Here is an 18,738-nt window from a genome sequence, read left to right as displayed (position 1 = left end):
AGCCTGGTTCTTAAGGATTAGCGTGTTAGATAGAATTAAAGTCTGCTTTACAGAAAGCATTCAAACTCAGATAGCTGCGGCTGAAGCACTTCCGGATGCGATCTCCCGTGCCGCCATGACGCTGGTTCAGTCCCTGCTCAATGGCAACAAAATTCTCTGTTGTGGTAATGGGACGTCCGCTGCCAACGCACAGCATTTTGCTGCCAGCATGATCAATCGTTTTGAAACAGAACGCCCAAGTTTACCTGCGATTGCACTAAACACTGATAATGTGGTCTTAACTGCGATTGCCAACGATCGCCTGCACGACGAAGTTTATGCAAAACAAGTCCGTGCGCTGGGACATGCAGGAGATGTTCTGCTGGCAATCTCTACGCGTGGTAATAGCCGCGATATCGTAAAAGCCGTTGAAGCCGCCGTGACACGCGACATGACAATCGTCGCGCTGACCGGGTATGACGGAGGGGAACTGGCCGGATTACTGGGGCCGCAGGATGTTGAAATCCGTATCCCCTCACACCACAGCGCCCGCGTTCAGGAAATGCACATGCTGACGGTCAACTGCCTTTGCGATCTCATCGATAACACGCTTTTCCCTCACCAGGATGATTAAGGAGTACACATGAAGGCATTTTCGCCGCTTGCTGTGATTATCGCTGCACTGCTGCTGCAAGGCTGTGTCGCTGCTGCCGTTGTCGGAACTGCTGCTGTCGGCACCAAAGCCGCGACGGATCCTCGCAGCGTCGGCACCCAGGTAGATGATGGAACCCTGGAATTACGCGTCAATACGGCGTTGTCGAAAGATGCCCAGATCAAGAAAGAAGCGCGAATCAACGTGAGCGCATATCAGGGTAAAGTGCTGCTGGTCGGTCAGTCGCCAAATAGCGAACTGTCTGCACGAGCAAAACAGATTGCGATGGGCGTAGAAGGTACGACTGAGGTCTTTAATGAGATCCGTCAGGGCCAGCCAATCGGTCTGGGCGATGCGTCCAACGATACCTGGATAACCACCAAAGTACGTTCCCAGTTACTGACCAGCGATCAGGTGAAATCCTCTAACGTGAAAGTCACGACCGAGAATGGAGAAGTGTTCCTGTTAGGTCTGGTGACCGAACGCGAAGCGAAGGCGGCGGCAGACATCGCCAGCCGGGTAAGCGGCGTGAAACGCGTCACGACGGCCTTTACGTTTATTAAGTAATACTGATGCCGGATAGCGACGCCTGAGCGTCTCATCCGGCCTACAGGACGTTATCGTTTGTAGGTCGGATAAGCGTCAGCGCCATCCGGCATTTTATTTAGCCCTTTCGCGTAACTCGGAAGAGGTCAGGATCGAAACCCCTTCATGCCCAGGCGCCAGCGCTTCTGCCAACATTGCCCGTGCAACATCGCGCGCTTCAATCGACTTCCAGTTACCCGGCAGCAGCCTGAACAACGGCGCTAAAAACATCTCATTCGCCCGCTGTTTGTCCCTATCACCCAGTAGCATTGAAGGCCGGGCAATGGTCAGCCGAGGCCAATTCTGCGCGATCAGCGCCTGCTCCATTTCACCTTTCACCCGGTTATAAAAAAACGGTGAATTGGCATTAGCGCCCATCGAACTCACCACCAGCATATGCTGTGCCCCCAGCCGACGCCCCGTCAGAGCTGTATCCACTACCAGCGTATAGTCAGCGTGGATAAATGCTTCTTTGCTGCCCGCTTCACGTCGGGTCGTTCCCAGACAACAAAATACAATATCGACCGGATCGGTAACCTGCGCCAGAGCATCGGTTAGCTGCGGATCGTGGGGATTATAGATGCCAACCGTATCAGCCAGCGGTCGACGCGTCGGCGCCGTAATGGCATTGATCCGGGGTTCATTCAGTAGCATCCGCAATAAATGTCCACCCACAAGACCCGTTGTACCGGTTATTAACACCTGACTCATCGTTTATTTTCCCCTGACGCTTCAATCACTCTTTTAACTATAGATCACGTAGCCAGTGCATCTTTTTACCGAAGCCCAGCGTGTTGTCCGTGAATTTGACTTCATCCAGTCGAATCTCCCACACGGGCGCTGGCAACATTCTGGCGACGGGGAAACGGCGGTTGTAGGCGTTACGCGCGGCTTCACTCTCCTGCCCTTCAAGACGGCGAATCTCCCCCTTAAACTGCACGCCACGAATCAGGGCGACCGTTTTGGGCTGACCATTTACCGTGCCGGCAATCGGTGCACACGGTCCCGACATCTGCGCATGGCGCGTTTTATCTTCGGTCAGCACATAGAATGCCATCTTCTGCGCATCAAACAGGTAAAACGCATTGGCGCACCACAATTCACCTTCATGGTATACGCACCAGGTCACGACGTGCTGTTTTGCCAGCCAGCGAGACACCGCAGTCAGTGTTTCCATTTCTGTTCTCTTTTATACTGTAGGCCTGAAAATTATCACGTCGATGGTGACAATGACACCCTGGTATCTGTACCTGATCCGTACCGCTGACAACGCCTTATACACCGGAATAACCACCGATGTGCAGCGCCGCTATAAGCAGCATCAAAGTGGGAAAGGCGCGAAGGCGCTACGTGGAAAGGGGGAACTCACGTTGGCATTTGCGGCGCAGATTGGCGACCGTTCGCTGGCCCTGCGCATAGAGTATCGCGTCAAACAGCTCACAAAGCGTCAGAAAGAGCGCCTTGTAGAAGGCGAAGGGCTTGAGGCTCTACTGAGCAGCCTGCAAGCCCCGGATGTTAAAAACGATTGAAGTGGTCGTGGTATTCCACCAGGCCCGTCACGCCCTCCAGCGCATCGTCCGCCAGGCGATGAACCTGGAACGCGCTTTCGGTGCCCGGCCAGCGGCAACGCAGGTCATGATGCGCCGCCAGCTCAAAGCCAAAGCGGCTATACAGTGCCGGATCGCCCAGCGTAACCACCGCGGCGTAGCCAAACTCGTTCAGGGAATCGAGTCCTTCATAGACCAGTTGACGCGCCAGGCCCTGCCCCCGGTAGTTTTCATCCACCGCGAGCGGCGCCATGCCGACCCATTGCAGATCTTCACCCTGAACATCGACAGGGCTGAACGCGACGTAACCCACTACCTGACCTTCATCATCGGTAGCAACCAAACCCAGCGTTAAGAAACCATCTTCACGCAGGTCGTGCACTAATTTTGCTTCCGCATCGCTCTCAAATGAACGGCGCAGCAACGCATCAATACCAGGGGCATCAATGGGAATCTCAACTCGAATCAGCATGGCTCACCTACCGAGGTCTGTTTGGTTTCTGGCGACGTTTTCATCCCCGCCTCAACAAAATCCGCCAACTGCATCAGCATGACGCGCAACGCTTTAGGCATCTGCTCCAGTTCGATGGCATCCATCAGATTTTTTACGTATAGCCCTAATTCTGTATCACCTTCAATCACCAGGCGACGCTGGAAGAAAAGCGTATCCGGATCCTGCTTGCGGGCCACGATCATCAGGAGATCGCTGGCATCGGCGCTAAAACTCACATCCGCATCTGCATTCTGGCTGACGATAAGTTTATCGTTTTCAACAGAGGTATACCATTTGAGGTCAATGTCACGCACATGAATGCTCAGCCAGCGACCTTCGAGAAACTCCAGCTCCCCATCGGCCAGCGCCTGACTAAACTGCCAGCTCAGGACCTGCTCCAGAACCTGGCGCTTCAGCGCAAAGGGCGTCAGTTTAACCGGTACACTCATCAGAGAAGGACCTAAATGTACTAAGCGTGAACGCAGTTTATCCAACACGAGCTTTACTCCCTGTTTCAATAGTCCTGCTATTTTGCCATATCAAATAAACGACATAGCGGCATAAATCAACAATTCGCTACGAAATTGTTACCTCTTTATTGGTGTCACCAATACGACTTTAACTGCCTCAAATCAAAAATTGTCTCAGCAAGGTTAACTAAAATCCCTCTTCGTTAACATTTCTGCGCCCTACATGGCGCAACGTTCAGGATAAATTATGGAGCTGCTCTGCCCTGCCGGAAACCTCCCGGCGCTTAAGGCGGCCATCGAGAACGGCGCTGATGCTGTCTACATCGGGCTGAAAGATGATACCAACGCCCGTCATTTCGCCGGCCTTAATTTTACCGAGAAAAAATTGCAGGAAGCGGTGAGTTTCGTTCATCAACATCGCCGTAAGCTGCACATTGCGATTAACACCTTTGCGCACCCGGATGGTTACGCGCGCTGGCAGCGTGCCGTTGATATGGCTGCGCAACTGGGTGCAGACGCGCTGATCCTCGCCGACCTCGCCATGCTTGAGTATGCCGCAGAGCGCTACCCGCATATTGAGCGCCATGTCTCTGTTCAGGCATCTGCAACCAATGAAGAGGCGATTAATTTCTACCATCGCAACTTTGACGTCGCCCGCGTGGTTCTGCCGCGCGTGCTGTCTATTCATCAGGTGAAGCAGCTTGCTCGCGTCACGCCAGTTCCTCTGGAAGTGTTCGCCTTTGGCAGCCTGTGCATTATGGCGGAAGGCCGCTGTTATCTTTCGTCTTACCTGACGGGCGAATCTCCTAACACGGTTGGTGCCTGCTCTCCTGCTCGTTTTGTTCGCTGGCAGCAGACCCAACAAGGGCTGGAATCCCGTCTTAATGAAGTGCTGATCGACCGCTATCAGGATGGAGAAAACGCCGGTTATCCGACGTTATGCAAAGGCCGCTATCTGGTTGATGGCGAGCGCTACCATGCGCTGGAAGAACCCACCAGCCTGAATACGCTAGAGCTGCTGCCGGAACTGCTGGCAGCCAATATTGCCTCGGTGAAAATCGAGGGACGTCAGCGCAGCCCGGCCTATGTCAGCCAGGTGGCGAAAGTGTGGCGTCAGGCAATCGACCGCTGTATGGCCGACCCGCAAAACTACGTCCCGCAGGCCGCGTGGATGGAAACGCTCGGTTCAATGTCCGAAGGCACACAGACCACGCTTGGCGCGTATCACCGTAAATGGCAGTGAGAGAAGCAATGAAATATTCCTTAGGGCCGGTGCTATGGTACTGGCCGAAAGAAACGCTGGAAGATTTTTATCAGCAGGCCGCCGTAAGCCAGGCCGACATTATCTATCTTGGCGAAGCGGTATGCAGTAAACGCCGTGCCACCAAAGTAAGCGACTGGCTGGATATGGCGAAATCACTCGCTGGCAGCGGTAAACAGGTAGTGCTGTCGACGCTGGCGCTGGTGCAGGCCTCTTCTGAGCTGGGAGAACTGAAGCGCTATGTTGAAAACGGCGACTTCCTGCTGGAAGCCAGCGATCTCGGGGTGGTAAACATGTGCGCCGAGCGTAAGCTGCCGTTTGTCGCCGGGCATGCGCTCAACTGCTACAACGCGGTAACCCTGCGTTTACTGCTCAAGCAGGGCATGACGCGCTGGTGTATGCCGGTAGAGTTATCCCGCGACTGGCTGGTAAACCTGCTCAACCAGTGTGATGAGCTGGGTATTCGCAATCAGTTTGAAGTCGAGGTGCTGAGCTACGGGCATCTGCCGCTGGCATACTCCGCCCGCTGCTTTACCGCACGCTCTGAAGATCGTCCAAAAGACGAATGTGAAACCTGCTGCATCAAATACCCGAACGGACGCGATGTGCTGTCTCAGGAGAATCAGCAGGTCTTTGTGCTCAACGGGATCCAGACCATGAGCGGCTATGTTTACAACCTCGGCAACGAGCTGACATCGATGCAGGGTCTGGTTGATATTGTGCGCCTGTCCCCCTCGGGCAGCGAAACATTCGCCATGCTTGATGCGTTCCGCGCCAATGAAAATGGTACGGCCCCATTACCGCTTGCCGCCCACAGTGACTGCAACGGCTACTGGAAGCGACTGGCTGGTCTGGAGCTGCAGGCCTAGCCGGATGGCGGCAAATTGCCTTATCCGGCCTACAAATAGCGATCCCGTAGGCCCGATAAGCGCAGCGCCATCGGGCATTGTTTTTGCCGTCAGTCTCATAAAGCTCACTTTGTTAACAACGGTAATCAAATTTTAATGCAGTATTAAAAGATTAACCGGTAACAAAGTGAGCCGTTATGACTGACAAAACTATTCCGTTCTCGGTGCTGGATCTGGCGCCGATCCCTGAAGGGTCTTCGGCAAAAGAGGCCTTCACGCACTCGCTTGATCTCGCCCGACTGGCCGAAAAGCGCGGCTACCACCGCTACTGGCTGGCAGAACATCACAACATGGTCGGTATCGCCAGCGCGGCAACTTCAGTGCTGATTGGCTATCTGGCTGCCAATACCACCACGCTGCATCTCGGGTCTGGCGGCGTGATGCTGCCCAACCATTCGCCGCTGGTGATCGCCGAGCAGTTCGGTACCCTGAATACGCTGTATCCGGGACGCATCGATCTTGGGCTTGGCCGCGCGCCGGGGAGCGATCAGCCAACGATGCGTGCGCTGCGCCGCCATATGAGCGGTGATATCGATAACTTCCCTCGCGACGTCGCTGAACTGGTGGACTGGTTCGACGCCCGCGATCCTAACCCCCATGTACGCCCGGTTCCCGGCTACGGCGAGCAGATCCCGGTCTGGTTATTAGGCTCCAGCCTGTACAGCGCACAGTTGGCGGCCCAGCTCGGCCTGCCGTTTGCCTTCGCCTCGCATTTTGCTCCGGATATGCTGCATCAGGCGCTGCATCTGTATCGCACCCAGTTCAAACCCTCAGCGCGGCTGGCAAAGCCGTATGCGATGGTGTGCATCAACATCATTGCCGCTGACAGCAATCGCGACGCCGAGTTTCTTTTCACCTCGATGCAGCAGGCGTTTGTGAAACTGCGTCGTGGCGAAACCGGCCAGCTACCACCGCCGGTAGAGAATATGCATCAGCTGTGGTCCGCTTCTGAACAGTACGGCGTACAACAGGCGCTGAGCATGTCGCTGGTTGGTGATAAGGCGAAAGTGCGACACGGTCTTGATGCCATTTTGCGTGAAACCCAGGCCGATGAAATTATGGTTAACGGCCAGATTTTTGATCATCAGGCACGTCTTCATTCGTTTGATTTGGCGATGGATGTGAAGCAGGAATTGTTGGGGTAGCGCGGTTTGTGCCGGATGGCGGCTACGCCTTATCCGGCCTAAACGGTACTGTAGGCCCGGTAAGCGTAGCGCTACCGGGCAACGGTTTTACTGATAGACCGGTAACAGATCCACGCTCGACAGAATATGGATAACCGCGTTGCCGATACCGAACACCAGGATCAGCGCAATCATCGGCTTACCGCCCCAGACACGGAATTTCGGGCTACCGAAACGCTCGCGGGATTTACGTGCCAGCAGCGCCGGAACAATGGCAGCCCAGATGGTTGCTGCGAGTCCTGCATAGCCAATGGCGTACAGGAAACCGTTCGGCCACAGCAGGCCACCGATAATTGGCGGGACAAACGTCAGCAATGCCGTTTTGAAACGTCCCATTGCCGAGTCATCAAAGCCAAACAGATCCGCCAGATAGTCAAACAGACCGAGCGTAACGCCGAGGAATGAACTCGCCACCGCAAAGTTGGAGAACACCACCAGCAGCAGATCCAGACTGCGGCTGTTTAGTACGCCGCTCAGCGCCTGTACCAGCACATCAATGTTACCGCCCTGTTGCGCAATACCGATAAATTCTGGACGCGGAATGTTACCCATCGTTCCCAGCAACCATACGGTATACAGCACCAGCGCCAGCAACGTGCCGTACACCAGACACTTAACGATGGTCTTCGGATCTTTGCCGTAGTACTTCATCAGGCTCGGGACGTTGCCGTGATAGCCGAAAGAAGCCAGACAAAACGGCAGCGTCACCAGCAGGTACGGCGTATACGAAGCGTTGCTCTGCGCCACGTTAAACAGTGTTGCGGGCTGCACGTGCCCCAGCAGGCTGCCGAAGGTCAGGAAAAAGGTAATCACCTTTGCGCCCAGCACAATCGCCGTCATGCGGCTAACCGCTTTGGTGCTTAACCACACCACAAATGCCACCAGCAGCGCAAAGCCAAGACCTGCCGCGCGCGCCGGAACATTCAGCGACATCTCGGAGAAAGTGTGATGCAGAATCGACCCGCTCGCTGAGATATAGGCGTAGGTCAGGATATAGAGAACGAAGGCGATCGAGATGCCGTTCACTACGTTCCAGCCTTTACCCAGCAGATCTTTCGTGATGGTGTCAAAACTGGAGCCAATGCGGTAATTGAGGTTAGCTTCGAGGATCATCAGTCCGGAATGCAGCATACAGAACCAGGTGAAGATCAGCGCCGCCATTGACCAGAAAAACCACGCCCCGGACATGACCACTGGCAGAGAAAACATCCCCGCGCCAATAATGGTGCCGCCGATAATCACCACGCCGCCGAGCAGCGAAGGTGACGTTTGGGTGGTGGTTAGTGTTGCCATTTAGCCATCTCTCCAGTCATTTATATTGTGACTACATCTCAATGTGCTGCACTGTACCAGTACACGAGTACAAATGAAATAAAAAAAGCCCCGATTGTTGAGATCGGGGCTGTATATATTACTTTACGCTTTTATACCGTGAGGCTTATGCGTCACCGCCGAAACGACGACGACCAGCGGAGTCATCACGACGCGGAGCAGAAGAATCGTCACGACGCGGACCACGGTTGCCTTCACGACGTTCGCCGCTGAAACGACGGCCATCGCCACGACCGCCTTCACGACGCTCACCGCTGAAATTACGACCTTCGCCACGACCGCCTTCACGACGCTCGCCGCTGAAACGGCCACCACCACGACGCTCACCACCGGTGTGCGGAACTGCATCGCCAACCAGCTGCATGTTCATCGGCTTGTTCAGGATGCGAGTACGGGTAAAGTGCTGCAGCACGTCGCCCGGCATACCTTTCGGCAGCTCGATGGTGGAGTGGGAAGCAAACAGCTTGATGTTACCGATGTAACGGCTGCTGATATCGCCTTCGTTAGCAATCGCGCCAACGATATGACGAACTTCAACACCGTCATCACGGCCCACTTCAATGCGGTACAGCTGCATGTCACCAACGTCACGACGTTCACGACGCGGACGATCTTCACCACCACGGTCATTACGGTCACGAGGGCCACGATCGTTACGATCGCGCGGACCACGGTCATCACGATCGCGGAATTCGCGTTTCGGACGCATCGGCGCATCTGGCGGCAGGATCAGCGGACGTTCGCCCTGAGCCATTTTCAGCAGTGCTGCTGCCAGCGTTTCGATATCCAGCTCTTCTTCCGGCTGCATTTTCGCCAGCAGAGCACGGTACTGATCCAGATCGCTGCTTTCCAGCTGCTGCTGTACTTTAGCGGCGAATTTTTCCAGACGGCGTTTGCTCAGCAGGTCTGCGTTCGGCAGTTCTACTTCCGGAATAGTCAGCTTCATGGTGCGTTCGATGTTACGCAGCAGACGACGCTCGCGGTTCTCAACGAACAGCAGCGCACGACCCGCACGACCCGCACGACCGGTACGGCCGATACGGTGAACGTAAGACTCGGAATCCATCGGGATGTCGTAGTTAACAACCAGGCTGATACGCTCAACGTCCAGGCCACGGGCCGCAACGTCGGTAGCAATCAGGATATCCAGGCGGCCATCTTTCAGACGTTCCAGAGTCTGCTCACGCAGGGACTGGTTCATGTCACCGTTCAGTGCAGCGCTGCTATAACCGCTACGCTCCAGCGCTTCTGCCACTTCCAGGGTCGCATTTTTGGTACGAACGAAGATAATCGCCGCATCAAAATCTTCTGCTTCCAGGAAACGCACCAGCGCTTCATTTTTACGCATGCCCCAGACAGTCCAGTAGCTCTGGCTGATGTCAGGACGCGTGGTAACGCTGGACTGAATGCGTACTTCCTGCGGCTCTTTCATAAAGCGACGGGTAATACGACGAATCGCTTCCGGCATGGTTGCAGAGAACAGAGCGGTCTGATGACCTTCCGGGATCTGCGCCATGATGGTTTCAACGTCTTCGATGAAGCCCATACGCAGCATTTCGTCAGCTTCGTCCAGTACCAGACCGCTCAGTTTGGAGAGGTCCAGAGTACCGCGCTTCAGGTGATCCAGCAGACGGCCCGGCGTACCGACGACGATCTGTGGTCCCTGACGCAGGGCACGTAATTGCACGTCATAACGCTGGCCGCCGTACAGGGCAACCACGTTCACGCCGCGCATGTGTTTAGAGAAATCCGTCATGGCTTCTGCTACCTGAACCGCCAGTTCGCGGGTCGGTGCCAGCACCAGAATCTGAGGTGCCTTCAGCTCAGGATCAAGATTGTTGAGCAGCGGTAAAGAGAACGCTGCAGTTTTGCCGCTACCTGTCTGGGCCATACCCAGAACATCGCGGCCGCCCAGCAGATGCGGAATGCACTCTGCCTGGATTGGAGATGGTTTTTCGTAACCCAGATCGTTAAGGGCTTCAAGGATAGGAGCCTTCAGGCCCAGATCTGCAAAAGTGGTTTCGAATTCAGCCATGTAGTACGTGTGCCTCAAAATTAATGGCGGCCAGTCTACATAACTCATCATGAAATTGATCTGCAATTTTCATTGAAAAGTGTGAACCGGCTCAAAGTAGGTGTATTAACGAACAACAACGCCCTCACCCGTGAAGGTGATGGCAATCAAAAAAGATTACGGGCTGATGTGTACGTCAGCTATTGCTGGTCCGATTCTGCCAGGTCATCTTGGTCCTGGCCCAGGAGCGATAATTCCAACAATGCGTATCGGTGCTCAACAAAGTTATGAACGTTGTTAGCCACCGCCAGTTTGAACAATGCCGTAGCGTTGTCCAAATCCCCCAGACTTAGGTAGTACTTACCTAAATAGAAGTTGGTTTCACTGAGATGCTCAGCGAGCGAGGTGTTATCCGTTGCGTCCGCCTTCAGGCGTTCCATCAGCGTTGCTTCGCTAATGTTGCCCAGGTAGAACTCGACAATGTTCCATCCCCATTGCTCTTTATCCGATTTCTCAAAGCGTTGCTTCAACGCTTCTTTAGCCTGCTTCTCATCGAGCTTCTGCTCGGCAAGATAAAGCCACAGACTACGGAAAGGATCATTGGGATCGTCTTGATAAAACGCTAGCAGATCATCTTGCGCTAACTTGTCGCGACCGCCGTAATACAATGCGATACCGCGATTTAAGTGCGCGTAGTTGTAAGTTGGATCAAGCTCAAGTACAGAATCAAACGCTTCATAGGCAGCATCAAAATTGCCTGCCTGCGTTAAATATATACCTAAGTAATTGAATACTTCAGGCATATCTGGTCGGATTGCCAGCGCTTGTGAAAAATCATTTCGCGCCAGTGCCCTCAGACCGAGACTATCATACAACACTCCGCGCTCATATAAAAGCTGTGCGCGTTCGTCATCGGTTAAAGCCCGACTGGCAAGAATTTGTTCCATACGTGCCAGAATCACTTCCTGCTGCAAAGTCGGTTGCAATGGTACTGCGAGGACTTCACTCTTTCGCCAGGCGGAATTACTGCATCCAGCCAGCGTGAGTGCTGTCGCAACGAAACACCAGCGCAAAAAAGGCTTCATTTCCCACTCCCGAAGACAACGATTGAATGAACGTCCAGGTTCCCCGGTTGCTAACAAGGCATCCTGCCGGGTTAAAGGCCCTCCGCTTTCACGGAGGGCAATGGCAACCTTACTCGCCCTGGCTTGCCGGAGCTTCCGGTTCGCCTGCAGGCTGAGACTGCTCAGTTGCTTCTTTAATGCTCAGACGTACACGGCCCTGGCGATCAACTTCCAGAACTTTGACCGGTACTTCCTGGCCCATCTGCAGGTAGTCGGTCACTTTCTCAACGCGCTTATCAGCGATCTGAGAGATGTGTACCAGACCTTCTTTACCGCCACCGATGGCAACGAATGCGCCAAAGTCAACGATACGGGTCACTTTACCATTGTAGATACGGCCTACTTCGATCTCTGCGGTGATCTCTTCGATACGACGGATAGCATATTTCGCTTTTTCGCCGTCGGTCGCAGCAATCTTCACGGTACCATCATCTTCGATTTCAATGGTGGTGCCGGTTTCTTCGGTCAGAGCACGGATAACAGAACCGCCTTTACCGATAACGTCTTTGATCTTGTCCGGGCTGATCTTGATGGTGTGGATACGCGGAGCAAATTCAGAGATATCGCCACGCGGTGCGTTGATCGCTTGTTCCATCACACCCAGGATGTGCAGACGCGCACCTTTAGCCTGGTTCAGAGCAACCTGCATGATCTCTTTGGTGATACCTTCAATTTTGATATCCATCTGCAGTGCAGAGATACCGTCGCGGGAACCCGCCACTTTGAAGTCCATATCGCCCAGGTGGTCTTCGTCGCCCAGGATGTCAGACAGAACAACAAAGTTGTCGCCTTCTTTCACCAGACCCATCGCGATACCCGCAACAGCGGCTTTGATCGGCACGCCTGCGTCCATCAGCGCCAGGGAAGCACCACATACGGAAGCCATGGAAGAAGAACCGTTAGATTCGGTGATTTCAGAAACCACACGCACGGTGTACGGGAATTTATCCAGTTCCGGCATTACTGCCAGTACGCCACGTTTCGCCAGACGGCCGTGACCAATCTCACGACGCTTCGGAGAACCGACCATACCGGTTTCACCTACGCAGTACGGAGGGAAGTTGTAGTGGAACAGGAAGTTGTCAGTGCGCTCGCCCATCAGTTCGTCAAGGTTCTGCGCATCACGAGTGGTGCCCAGGGTCGCAGTAACCAGCGCCTGAGTTTCGCCACGGGTGAACAGTGCGGAACCGTGGGTACGCGGCAGAACGCCAGTACGCACGTCCAGACCACGGATCATGTCTTTTTCACGGCCATCGATGCGCGGCTCGCCTGCCAGTACGCGGCTACGAACAACGTTTTTCTCGATAGCGTGCAGGATTTCACCCAGTTCGTTAGCGTCCAGGGTTTCGTCTTCAGCCACCAGAGTCGCGATGGTTTCAGATTTGATTACGTCAACCTGAGCATAACGCTCTTGTTTGTCAGTGATGCGGTAAGCATCGCTCAGGCGAGCTTCTGCCAGTGCGGCAACGCGTGCGTTCAGCGCTTCGTTGACGGCTTCTGGCTGCCAGTCCCAACGCGGTTTGCCAGCTTCTTTCGCCAGCTCGTTGATAGCCTGAATCACAACCTGCTGCTGTTCGTGACCGAACACAACAGCACCCAGCATCTGATCTTCGCTCAGCAGTTCTGCTTCGGATTCAACCATCAGTACGGCTGCTTCAGTACCCGCAACAACCAGGTCCAGCTTGCTTTCTTTCAGTTCGTCCTGAGTCGGGTTCAGTACGTACTGGTCATTGATGTAACCAACACGTGCAGCACCGATCGGGCCGTTGAATGGAATACCAGACAGAGTCAGCGCAGCAGATGCACCAATCATTGCCACGATGTCCGGGTTAACCTGCGGGTTAACGGAAACAACGGTCGCGATAACCTGAACTTCGTTAACGAAGCCTTCCGGGAACAGCGGGCGAACCGGGCGGTCAATCAGACGCGCGATCAGGGTTTCGCCTTCGCTCGGACGGCCTTCACGACGGAAGAAGCTACCCGGGATACGGCCAGCAGCGTAGGTACGCTCCTGATAGTTAACGGTCAGCGGGAAAAAGTCCTGGCCTGGTTTCGCTTTTTTCTGGCCAACAACGGTAACGAATACCGCGGTGTCATCCATGCTAACCATAACAGCGGCAGTCGCCTGACGCGCCATCATGCCGGTTTCCAGCGTAACGGTATGCTGACCGTACTGGAATTTACGAACGATCGGATTAAGCAAAATAATATCCTTTCTCTATTTTTTTGACGGCACATTTTGCGCCATCGTTAATACCCGATCTTCTGCGCATCCTCGCGACTAATGACAACCCTAACCCATAAGCATGAGTAAAGCCTCTCATTAGCCGCGCGAACCTCTGCAACGGAAGATCATTCTTAGCAACAATACATTAGTTTCCAGCGAATTGCTGCCATCTGCTGGAAAAAAGGGGCCATGAAGGCCCCCTCTTTCTGAAACTCGAAAGAATTAGCGACGCAGGCCCAGACGCTCGATCAGCGCGGTGTAACGTGCAACATCTTTACGTTTCAGGTAGTCGAGCAGTTTACGACGCTGAGAAACCATGCGCAGCAGACCACGACGGCTGTGGTGATCTTTTTTGTGCTCTGCAAAGTGACCCTGCAGGTGGTTAATCTGTGCAGTCAACAGAGCAACCTGAACATCGGTAGAACCGGTGTCGTTTGCATCACGACCAAACTCAGAAACGATTTTAGCGGTAGCTTCAGTACTTAGAGACATTTTAAAACTCCAAAGTGATAAGAATGAAAGGATGCCGATCTCTAATTCAGCTATCCCAGTGTATACACTTTATCCTTCAAACTGACTCTGCGTTGGCTGCGTCCGCTCACCTCAGTCACTTACTTAAGTAAGCTCCTGAGGATTCTCAGACTTGCCGCCTTGATGCAGCTCGAATGATTTTGTGTATACGTCGCGTAGATTGTTAAACAATTTACGCGACGTTAAGCGGCAGTATTCTACTCGCAGCGCCCTTTTATCGCAAGACAGAGAGCGCTATGCAGGATACTCAACCACCAGGCGACGGGGGGCGACACGACCTTCATCGTCCATCTCCCCCATGCCAATAAACTTGCCGTCATCGCCTTCCGTCACGCGGACCAGCCCTTCCAGCGGCGCGCCTGATGTCCGTACCGGGTTACCGTTTTTAAAGTAAACCGAGGATGTTAAAGGCAAATTAACAACAGGATAGTCCGATGCAGGACTGTCCATTGGCATCAGCAAAGGATCAAGCAGCTGTGCCGCCGGAATGTTCTGCTGCTCGGCCTGTTCAACCAGCTCACGCAGATGTTCCAGCGTCACCATTCGATCCACCGGATACTTGCTGACCGTCAAACGACGCAGATACGTGACGTGCGCGCCGCAGCCCAACTTCTCACCGAGATCGTCAACAATGGTGCGAATATAGGTGCCTTTGGAACAGTGAACTTCCAGCTCCAGTTCGTTACCTTCGTGACGGATAAACAGCAGCTCATAGACGGTAATCGGTCGCGCTTCACGCGGCACTTCAATACCCTGACGCGCATATTCGTACAGCTTCTTACCCTGATACTTCAGCGCCGAATACATTGACGGGATCTGCTCGATATCGCCGCGGAAAGTTTCCAGCGCGCTCGCCAGTTGTTCTGCGGTGAAGGTTACCGGACGTTCCTGCACGATTTGCCCATCGGCATCGGAAGTGTCTGTACGCTGGCCCAGACGGGCAACCACACGATAGCGTTTGTCAGAATCCAGCAAATACTGTGAAAACTTAGTCGCTTCACCGAGGCAGATTGGCAGCATGCCTGTCGCCAGCGGATCCAGTGCGCCGGTATGTCCCGCGCGATTGGCATTGTAGATGCGTTTTACTTTTTGCAGTACATCATTGCTGGACATGCCCTGCGGCTTATCCAGCAGCAGGACACCGTGAATATCGCGACCACGACGACGAGGACGACTCATCAGTCCTCCTTGCTGTCGTCCGCTGGGTTCACACGACGCTCATCGTCATGTTTCACCACGCTGGTCACCAGGTTGGACATGCGCATCCCTTCAACCAACGAGTTGTCGTAGAAGAAGGTCAGCTCAGGCACGATACGCAGACGCATGGCTTTACCCAGCAGAGAACGGATAAAACCAGAGGCTTCCTGCAGTGCCTTGATGCCGTTTTTCACAGCAGCTTCGTCCTGATCGTTGAGGAAAGTCACGAATACTTTGGCATATGCCAGATCACGAGACATCTCAACGCCCGATACGGTGGTCATCATACCAACACGCGGGTCTTTGATTTCGCGTTGCAGGATGAGTGCGATCTCTTTCTGCATCTCTTGCGCGACACGCTGCGGGCGACCAAATTCTTTCGCCATAATAAATTCTCCAGAATAAAGACAAAAAAGGGGCTATCAGCCCCTTTTTAAATTTCTTGCCGGGTGGCGCTTCGCTTACCCGGCCTACACCTAATCGTCTTCTAAGGATTTTGGGCTGCAAATTACGGCCCAAAAGACGACGAAGATTAAGCGATAGTACGTTGGATCTCGATAATCTCGAACACTTCAATCATATCGCCAACGCGAACGTCGTTGTAGTTCTTAACGCCGATACCACATTCCATGCCGTTACGGACTTCGTTAACGTCATCTTTGAAGCGACGCAGGGATTCCAGCTCGCCTTCATAGATAACCACGTTGTCGCGCAGAACGCGGATTGGGTTGTGACGTTTAATCGTGCCTTCGGTAACCATACAGCCTGCGATAGCGCCGAATTTCGGTGATTTGAACACATCACGAACTTCAGCCAGACCTATGATCTGCTGTTTCAGCTCCGGAGACAGCATGCCGCTCATCGCTGCTTTCACTTCGTCGATCAGATGATAGATGACGGAGTAGTAACGCAGATCCAGGCTTTCAGATTCGATAACTTTACGTGCAGAGGCATCAGCACGGACGTTGAAGCCAACCAGAATCGCGTTGGATGCCGCAGCCAGGGTCGCGTCGGTTTCGGTGATACCACCTACGCCAGAACCGATGATCTTCACTTTGACTTCGTCGGTAGACAGTTTCAGTAAAGAGTCGGAAATCGCTTCTACAGAACCCTGAACGTCAGCCTTCAGGACGACGTTCACTTCGTGAACTTCGCCTTCGGTCATGTTAGCGAACATGTTCTCGAGTTTAGATTTCTGCTGACGAGCCAGTTTAACTTCACGGAATTTGCCCTGACGATACAGTGCAACTTCACGGGCTTTCTTCTCGTCACGAACGACAGTAACTTCGTCACCTGCAGCCGGAACACCGGACAGACCGAGGATTTCCACCGGAATGGACGGACCTGCTTCCAGTACTTCCTGACCCAGTTCGTTACGCATAGCACGAACGCGACCGTATTCGAAGCCACACAGTACGATGTCGCCTTTGTGCAGCGTACCTTCACGCACCAGTACGGTAGCAACCGGACCACGACCTTTATCCAGGAAGGATTCGATAACCGCACCGCTCGCCATACCTTTACGCACAGCTTTCAGTTCCAGTACTTCGGCCTGCAGCAGGATAGCGTCCAGCAGCTCGTCGATACCGGTACCCGCTTTCGCAGAAACGTGAACGAATTGGCTCTCGCCGCCCCACTCTTCCGGCATGATGCCGTACTGGGACAGTTCGTTTTTAACGCGATCCGGATCCGCTTCCGGCTTATCGATTTTGTTGACTGCAACCACCACCGGCACACCCGCCGCTTTCGCGTGCTGGATAGCTTCGATGGTCTGTGGCATCACGCCGTCGTCTGCTGCAACAACCAGAACAACGATATCCGTTGCCTGAGCACCACGAGCACGCATGGAGGTAAACGCGGCGTGACCCGGGGTATCCAGGAAGGTGATCATACCGTTGTCAGTTTCAACGTGGTACGCACCGATGTGCTGAGTAATGCCGCCCGCTTCACCAGAAGCCACTTTCGTGGAACGAATGTAGTCCAGCAGGGAGGTTTTACCGTGGTCAACGTGACCCATGATGGTCACAACTGGTGCGCGCGGTTCAGCCGCAGCACCGGTGTCACGGTCGCTCATTACCGCTTCTTCCAGCTCGTTTTCACGACGCAGGATAACTTTGTGGCCCATCTCTTCGGCAACCAGCTGTGCGGTTTCCTGGTCGATGACCTGGTTAATGGTAGCCATTGCGCCCAGCTTCATCATCGCTTTGATGACCTGAGAGCCTTTGACCGCCATTTTGTTCGCCAGATCGCCAACGGTGATGGTTTCGCCGATCACAACGTCACGGTTAACGGCCTGAGCTGGCTTCTGGAAGCCCTGCTGCAGAGCGGAACCTTTACGCTGCTTACCGCCTTTACCGCCGCGAACCGCTGCACGTGCTTCTTCACGGTCAGCTTTAGATTCAGCGTGTTTGTTGCCTTTCTTCGCCGGACGCGCTGCTTTCGTGCTGCGAGTACGACCACGGCCGCCTTCGACTTCACGATCGTTTTCGTCTTCAGCCTGGCGAGCATGCTGGGAAGTGGTGACGTGATAATCGCTGGTATCTTCAACAGGTTCAGCGTTATTCACACCATTTTTCTCGTTTTCTTCCGCCATACGGCGAGCTTCTTCCGCTACGCGGCGCGCTTCTTCTTCAAGCTTACGACGTGCTTCTTCTTCCGCTTTACGCTTCAGTTCTGCGGCTTCATTTTCACGGCGGGCTTTTTCGGCCTGGGCGGTTTTAGTCATATCGTCGGTCTGTTGATTGCTCACTTTGTCTTTTTCCGCAGCTTCACGTTTCGCTTTATCAGCGGCTTCACGCTTAGCTTGTTCTGCGGCCTCACGTTCGGCTTTTTGTTGCGCCTCGCGTTTGGCAGCTTCTTCTGCCTCACGACGGGCTTGCTCTTCCGCTTCACGCTGCGCCTGCTCTTCCGCGGCAAGGCGTTCAGCCTCTTGCGGATCGCGTTTCACAAAGGTGCGTGTCTTGCGGACTTCGATTTGTACCGATTTGCTTTTTCCACCGGTACCTGGAATATTGAGAGTACTGCGCGTTTTACGCTGCAATGTCAACTTATCCGGCGCTGAGCCGTTTTCACGGTTCAAATGCGCCAGTAAGGTTTGTTTCTCTTGTGCGGACACAGAGTCGTCAGCAGACTTCGGGATACCGGCATCAGCAAATTGCTGTACCAGGCGATCCACGGAAGTCTGTATCTCTGCAGCCAGCGTTTTTACGGTTACATCTGTCATACTGTTCCTTC

Annotated in this window: 19 protein-coding genes; 6 read left to right on the top strand and 13 right to left on the bottom strand. The window is 53.9% G+C overall.

Features of this window, described 5'->3' with window-relative positions:
* The first annotated feature begins 22 nt into the window (after nt 1–22).
* Nucleotides 23–613 (top strand): DnaA initiator-associating protein DiaA, encoded by a 591-nt coding sequence (gene diaA, locus OGV85_RS18310; RefSeq protein ID WP_003024948.1) that lies wholly within the window; start codon nt 23–25, stop codon nt 611–613.
* A 9-nt stretch (nt 614–622) separates the two neighbouring features.
* Nucleotides 623–1,198 (top strand): division/outer membrane stress-associated lipid-binding lipoprotein, encoded by a 576-nt coding sequence (gene dolP, locus OGV85_RS18305; protein ID WP_003024954.1) that lies wholly within the window; start codon nt 623–625, stop codon nt 1,196–1,198.
* Nucleotides 1,199–1,291: 93 nt separating this feature from the next.
* Here the strand turns inward: dolP and OGV85_RS18300 are convergent, their stop codons facing one another.
* Both OGV85_RS18300 and OGV85_RS18295 read right to left on the bottom strand, forming a co-directional pair.
* Nucleotides 1,292–1,927, bottom strand: a complete 636-nt coding sequence (locus OGV85_RS18300; protein WP_061548599.1) for an NAD-dependent epimerase/dehydratase family protein — start codon at nt 1,925–1,927, stop codon at nt 1,292–1,294.
* 37 nt (nt 1,928–1,964) lie between these two features.
* Nucleotides 1,965–2,393, bottom strand: a complete 429-nt coding sequence (locus OGV85_RS18295; protein ID WP_003024960.1) for a YhbP family protein — start codon at nt 2,391–2,393, stop codon at nt 1,965–1,967.
* Nucleotides 2,394–2,436: 43 nt separating this feature from the next.
* On the opposite strand from OGV85_RS18295, the gene OGV85_RS18290 reads away from it, so the two are divergent.
* Entirely contained in the window at nt 2,437–2,745 is a 309-nt protein-coding gene (locus tag OGV85_RS18290) for a GIY-YIG nuclease family protein (protein WP_085952534.1), read from the top strand.
* Here the strand turns inward: OGV85_RS18290 and OGV85_RS18285 are convergent.
* Both OGV85_RS18285 and ubiT read right to left on the bottom strand, forming a co-directional pair.
* On the bottom strand, nt 2,732–3,235 hold the full coding sequence (locus OGV85_RS18285) for a GNAT family N-acetyltransferase (protein ID WP_003024966.1): 504 nt from the start codon (nt 3,233–3,235) through the stop codon (nt 2,732–2,734). The two genes, OGV85_RS18290 and OGV85_RS18285, sit on opposite strands and share 14 nt — an antisense overlap.
* Nucleotides 3,229–3,753, bottom strand: coding sequence for a ubiquinone anaerobic biosynthesis accessory factor UbiT (gene ubiT, locus OGV85_RS18280; RefSeq protein ID WP_003024968.1), 525 nt, complete (start codon nt 3,751–3,753; stop codon nt 3,229–3,231). The genes OGV85_RS18285 and ubiT overlap by 7 nt, the downstream gene beginning before the upstream one ends.
* A gap of 220 nt (nt 3,754–3,973) precedes the next feature.
* On the opposite strand from ubiT, the gene ubiU reads away from it, so the two are divergent.
* The 3 genes from ubiU to OGV85_RS18265 all read left to right on the top strand — a co-directional run bounded on the left by ubiU (nt 3,974) and on the right by OGV85_RS18265 (nt 7,040).
* Entirely contained in the window at nt 3,974–4,969 is a 996-nt protein-coding gene (gene ubiU, locus OGV85_RS18275) for a ubiquinone anaerobic biosynthesis protein UbiU (protein WP_003024971.1), read from the top strand.
* An 8-nt stretch (nt 4,970–4,977) separates the two neighbouring features.
* A complete protein-coding gene (locus tag OGV85_RS18270) occupies nt 4,978–5,856 on the top strand; it encodes a U32 family peptidase (protein ID WP_003024974.1) in 879 nt (292 codons plus the stop codon).
* 176 nt (nt 5,857–6,032) lie between these two features.
* The gene (locus tag OGV85_RS18265; protein ID WP_032938295.1) at nt 6,033–7,040 is read left to right on the top strand and encodes a luciferase-like monooxygenase; all 1,008 of its coding nucleotides are present in this window, start codon (nt 6,033–6,035) and stop codon (nt 7,038–7,040) included.
* 87 nt (nt 7,041–7,127) lie between these two features.
* On the opposite strand, the gene mtr is transcribed toward OGV85_RS18265, so the two are convergent.
* From mtr to infB, 9 genes are all read right to left on the bottom strand, one after another.
* Nucleotides 7,128–8,372, bottom strand: coding sequence for a tryptophan permease (mtr, locus tag OGV85_RS18260; RefSeq protein ID WP_057064135.1), 1,245 nt, complete (start codon nt 8,370–8,372; stop codon nt 7,128–7,130).
* Nucleotides 8,373–8,517: 145 nt separating this feature from the next.
* Nucleotides 8,518–10,446: a DEAD/DEAH family ATP-dependent RNA helicase gene (locus OGV85_RS18255; protein WP_032950310.1), complete on the bottom strand. Its 1,929-nt coding sequence runs from the start codon at nt 10,444–10,446 to the stop codon at nt 8,518–8,520.
* Nucleotides 10,439–10,519: a protein YrbN gene (yrbN, locus tag OGV85_RS18250; protein ID WP_010723222.1), complete on the bottom strand. Its 81-nt coding sequence runs from the start codon at nt 10,517–10,519 to the stop codon at nt 10,439–10,441. Before yrbN ends, OGV85_RS18255 begins: the two co-directional genes overlap by 8 nt.
* Before the next feature lie 106 nt (nt 10,520–10,625).
* A complete protein-coding gene (gene nlpI / locus OGV85_RS18245; RefSeq protein WP_003024982.1) occupies nt 10,626–11,510 on the bottom strand; it encodes a lipoprotein NlpI in 885 nt (294 codons plus the stop codon).
* A 109-nt stretch (nt 11,511–11,619) separates the two neighbouring features.
* Complete coding sequence (gene pnp / locus OGV85_RS18240; RefSeq protein ID WP_003024984.1) at nt 11,620–13,752, bottom strand: polyribonucleotide nucleotidyltransferase; 2,133 nt, start codon at nt 13,750–13,752, stop codon at nt 11,620–11,622.
* 246 nt (nt 13,753–13,998) lie between these two features.
* Nucleotides 13,999–14,268, bottom strand: a complete 270-nt coding sequence (gene rpsO / locus OGV85_RS18235; RefSeq protein WP_000059465.1) for a 30S ribosomal protein S15 — start codon at nt 14,266–14,268, stop codon at nt 13,999–14,001.
* A 273-nt stretch (nt 14,269–14,541) separates the two neighbouring features.
* On the bottom strand, nt 14,542–15,486 hold the full coding sequence (gene truB / locus OGV85_RS18230) for a tRNA pseudouridine(55) synthase TruB (RefSeq protein WP_003024986.1): 945 nt from the start codon (nt 15,484–15,486) through the stop codon (nt 14,542–14,544).
* Nucleotides 15,486–15,890: a 30S ribosome-binding factor RbfA gene (gene rbfA / locus OGV85_RS18225; protein WP_003024988.1), complete on the bottom strand. Its 405-nt coding sequence runs from the start codon at nt 15,888–15,890 to the stop codon at nt 15,486–15,488. The genes truB and rbfA overlap by 1 nt, the downstream gene beginning before the upstream one ends.
* Before the next feature lie 146 nt (nt 15,891–16,036).
* Nucleotides 16,037–18,727 (bottom strand): translation initiation factor IF-2, encoded by a 2,691-nt coding sequence (infB, locus tag OGV85_RS18220; RefSeq protein ID WP_003024990.1) that lies wholly within the window; start codon nt 18,725–18,727, stop codon nt 16,037–16,039.
* Nucleotides 18,728–18,738: the final 11 nt, after the last annotated feature.

Origin of the sequence: Citrobacter sp. Cf132 (assembly GCF_030333885.1) — a bacterium.
GTDB lineage: Bacteria > Pseudomonadota > Gammaproteobacteria > Enterobacterales > Enterobacteriaceae > Citrobacter > Citrobacter freundii.
The sequence above is the reverse complement of the archived record's forward strand: the minus strand, read 5'-3'. Positions and strand labels throughout refer to the sequence as shown.